At 61.4% G+C, this 4,307-nt stretch carries 1 protein-coding gene; it reads right to left on the bottom strand.

The window, feature by feature from the left end; all coding sequences use genetic code 11:
• Positions 1–4,307: hypothetical protein (locus ABX749_RS24010; protein ID WP_372898227.1), on the bottom strand; the 4,307-nt coding region annotated here is incomplete at both ends.

Genomic DNA, 4,307 nt, shown 5'->3' with positions numbered 1-4,307 from the left:
GAACGTCGGCGGCCAGATTAAAGAACCAGCGCCCATCGGCCGACGGCGTCGCGGGTTGCCCCGGAACGGCCTCCGCGGACGACACGCCGGTGCGTTGCCCGTCGGGAGTGAGCACCAAACGGGCCGGCAGAACCAGGTCCTGATCGCCGCGGTTGGTGATCATGACGTCGTAAGTGATCGATTGTGATTGTCGATCCAGCCGCGTGCCGGACAGTTCGATGTCGACGTTGGCCGAGAATTCGCTGATCGTGGTGAAGTGGATTTCATAACCCGCGGCGAGTGAGGAACCGCCAACGCTCTCGATGCCTTTGCCGACATACAGCGTGTGCTCGCCGACGGAGAATCCTTGGGCAAACAAGTACGCCGTACGCGACGCCGCGTCGTAGCGGACTTCGGTGATTTGCGGATGCTCGCTGCCATCGGTGCGAATGGCGTAGTTGCCGGGGTTCAAGATTGAATGCGGCTGCGTGCCCAGTCCCGTGAACATGTCTTCGCTGAACGTCACTCGAAGCAATCCCAACGGCAGGGCGACGACCGTTTGCTGGGCGGGGTGGGTTGCGATCAGTTCGGGGACCGCGATCGGGCTGAGCACGTCCACCGCATCGGATTGGCTGATCAATACGCGGCCGTCCCGCGTCGTCACGACGACGTCGCCGCGGCTGCCACCACTGGCCAGCGCGACACGCCGCAGGCTGGCGACGTCGACCATCGTCAGTTCGCTGCCGGTGTTTGCAGTGCCGGCATTTGCAGCGCCTGAGTTGTGCGAGACGAACAACAGGCCGGCAAGTGGCGAATCGTTTTGCCCAAACGCCAGCGAATCGATCGGCGTCGTGAACGACAGCAGCGTTTCGGCGCGGCCCGAGGGCAGAAACTTCAACACAGCGTTTCGCTCCGGCCATTGCACACCGTAGAGCGTCCCGTCGTCGGCAAACGCGAGACTGCCGACACGCAGGTTTTGATCTCGACTGAATCGTGAAAACGTCCCGTTGTCCGGATCGAATCGCTCGACGCCGTAGCGGGATCCGACGAGCAGGTCACCCGAAGCCGGATCGATGGCCAGTCCCATCGTCAGGCCGTCGCCGTACTCAGCCAGCAGACTTCCGTCGCTCGGGTCGAGTTCCAACAGTGGGCCGCCGCCGGTGGTGGCCCAAAGTCGTCCGGCCGGGTCGAAGCTCAAATTGAAGATCGGATGATCCAGTTCGGCCCAAACGCCGCCGACTGTTCCGCCATCGGAGGTGAAACGATAGAGTTGATTCCGGGCCGGGCCACCGCTAACCAAGATGTCTCCTGTGGGCGTTTCCGCCAGCGCCATCGGGCCGATCTCCGAATCCGCCGCGGCGCCGACCGCCACAGTAAAACCGTCGGCGAAACGAGCGGCGGTGAACGGTTGCAGGACCTTGTCAAAGGCCGCGGGGTTGGCGAGTGACGCTGGTGTCGGGACCTGCCGTTCGGCGGAAGCGAACAGCGGGTGGATCGATGGCGTGGACGTTGGCTTGGCGGGTTGTCCAAAATTCGGAGTCGTCGTTTCCTCCACCGAGGGCAAGACGCCCAGCGACGAGATCGAACCATCGTCGTCAGCGGTTGCTCCCGATGGCGGCGTTTCCCGGTTGCCGGCGCGGTCACTGGCCAGGGCCAAGAATTCGTAGCTCGTGCCGACGCGGCCGATCCACACTTCCTCGCCGCCGGCGGTCTGCAGTTGCCGTTTCCAAAGCTTGAACGCGCCGCCGTCTTCGGCCACGTACAGGCTGACATGTTTGAGACCGCTGCCGCCGTCGTCATCGGCAACGTTCCAGCGGACGACAAAATCGTTCCGGTCGTTCAGCGGTGTGACGTCGATGCGGCTGGTCGGCGCGACGGAATCGACCTTATACGCCAGATCGTCGGCATCTTCCGGAGGGGCGTTGTCCAGGAGCACTCGGGCTCGCGCCGTCACGACATCGCCGGTTGCGGCCGAATCGGCCAACTGCACGCTGTAGCTGACGAACCCCGCGCCTTGACCGCGGGCATTGTTCGGTGGTAGCAATCCGCCGTCGGAATCCGAACGCACTTCGCCGGTTAGCGGATCGATTGCCTGGATCAGCCACGTCGCCGCATTCGATTGGATGTCGACTCCGCCACTGACCCGCACGTTAAAACCGAGCGTGTCGCGGAAATCAAAATCACCTTGGTACAGCGATCGTCCGCCGGGCATTCGAATCGTGATGTCGCCGATCTGGATGTCGCCGAGTCGAAAGCTGCGGGGATCGACGGCATCGTCCAGCGGCACGACGACTCGCACTTCGTTGGCGTCGCGGGTTGTGTTCGGATCGTTTTGGAAGTTGACGGTGAACGGAAGCGGCTCACCGGTGGGCACGAACCCGCCTGTTTCCAGCGTAAACGGTCCGGTCTGCGAGACGGTTCCCGAGTGTGCGTCGGCTTGTTCGTAGTAGCCCTGCAGATTGAGCGGAAAGAAAACGTCTTCATCGTTGGGCGTGATCCCCGTGATCTGATACTCCGCCGGAATCCCTGCGCCGCGATTGGCGAATGGAACCCAGGGCACATAGACACGCATCGTTTGAAAGTGCGTGTTGGTATCGAGCATCAAGTCATAGTCGTCCAAGGTCGGCAGCGCCGCGACCGGATTGGGACTTTGCAAGATGCCCAGAAAGGAAAGCGAATCCGAAGTGAAGTTGACTTGATTAGGTTCGATGGGGGCTTTCAGGGTCGCGTCATGTCCGTACCATCGCCGCACGTTGTCAAAGAAGTCCGACAGGTCTCCGCTGGCGATGATCTGGTCGCCTCCGGGACCGGTCAACACACCTCCGGCAAGGGTCGCCATCAAACTGGCCAGTTCCTGATCGCGGCGCGTCGGCGGGATGGCGTCGACGGCGCGCAGACGTCCGCTTTCGGTCAGATAACTGACATAGAGCGATTGCCAGGCTTGCGGATCGCCGGCCAGATTGACCAACGCCGCATCGGCATCGTTATCGTCCAGAATCCCTTGACGCAGTCGGTCCGCTTCATCGAGCGCGTGCTGCAGGAATTCGTCGCGAGTCATTGTGGTCGCCGATGCGACGACATGGAATTGGAAGGGGATCAGCGGCTGAATCAACAAATCCGGCACTGCACCGAAGGCTTCCCAGACCAGAGCCAGACCGGGCGAGATCTTGTCGAGCGACGACGGTCCGTCCGCCAAGAAATCGATCGCGGCGTATTCCGGAATCGCTTCGTAGATCTTTGCCTTGAACGCCTCCCAGGCATGATCATGCAGTTCGCGTAAGCCCGGGTAGGTTTGGACTTGGAAGGTGAATCCGGCGAAGCCATCGGCGGGTTGGTCGAACAGATACCCGCTGGCGGTCAGATGCCCGTCGGTGTTGACCGCCGAATCGAGTTCGGCCCAGGGCAGATCGGCAAGTGAACCTTCGGGACCGCCGCGCAGGTTGGACGAAAAGTGGTTGTAGGGCAGGTTGTAGACGTTTTGATTGATGCCCAGTTCGGGAATGCCGACGTTGTAAAACACATATGGCGCATCGACGTTGCCCGAGTTTTTTAGCGAGACACCATACGTGCCGTTGTCACCGGCCAAGACGAAGCGTGGACCGCCGATCCCGACAGTCACTTCGGGCTCGATCGTTCGTTCGATTTGAAATCGATACGGGACGACGGCAACGTCGCCGCCGGGGTTGATCACCCGGACGTCATAGAGTCCATGAGGCGCGTCTTGTAGATCAAACGTGACGATCAACTGCGAGGCGGAAACGTAGTTCTGGCCGACGGGAAGGATTTCGGCGAAACCGGGGCGGACCAGTTTGACGATCGCGTCGGGATGAAACCTCGCGCCGGAAATCGTCGTCGTCACAAAACCCGAATCGCCGCCGATGTCGGTTTGAATGTTGGTGATCGCCAGCGGCAATAATTCCGCCAGAATCTCCACGGTGGAGTCACCGTTCTGGGTCGCAAACGCACAAACCAAAACGTAATAGGTGCCTGCGTCGGTCGAGGGGAGGATCGCGGTTGGCGTGTCGGTGAGGGCGCCGCCGGAATGGGCGTCAAAGGAGCTTGCGGTCGGCGACTGATTGTGTCGAAGGAAGACTTCGTAGACCGAATTGTCGTCGGCGTGGACCGTGACTCGCAACGCGCGATCGGGCGGCACGTCGACGGCGAACAAGGTTTGCCGGCCGGTTCCCAGCGTGGTTTCCAGTGGAACGCCCAACGTCAACGAAGGCACGGTCAGTTGCATCGTCGACGCCGACGCGGTCTGGTTGTTGCTTTCGCCGACGTCCTCGTAGACTTGATCAAAGATGTCGGGGCGGACGATGGCTCGATAG

Source organism: Stieleria sp., assembly GCF_041595215.1.
Taxonomy (GTDB): domain Bacteria; phylum Planctomycetota; class Planctomycetia; order Pirellulales; family Pirellulaceae; genus Stieleria; species Stieleria magnilauensis.
The sequence above is the reverse complement of the archived record's forward strand: the minus strand, read 5'-3'. Positions and strand labels throughout refer to the sequence as shown.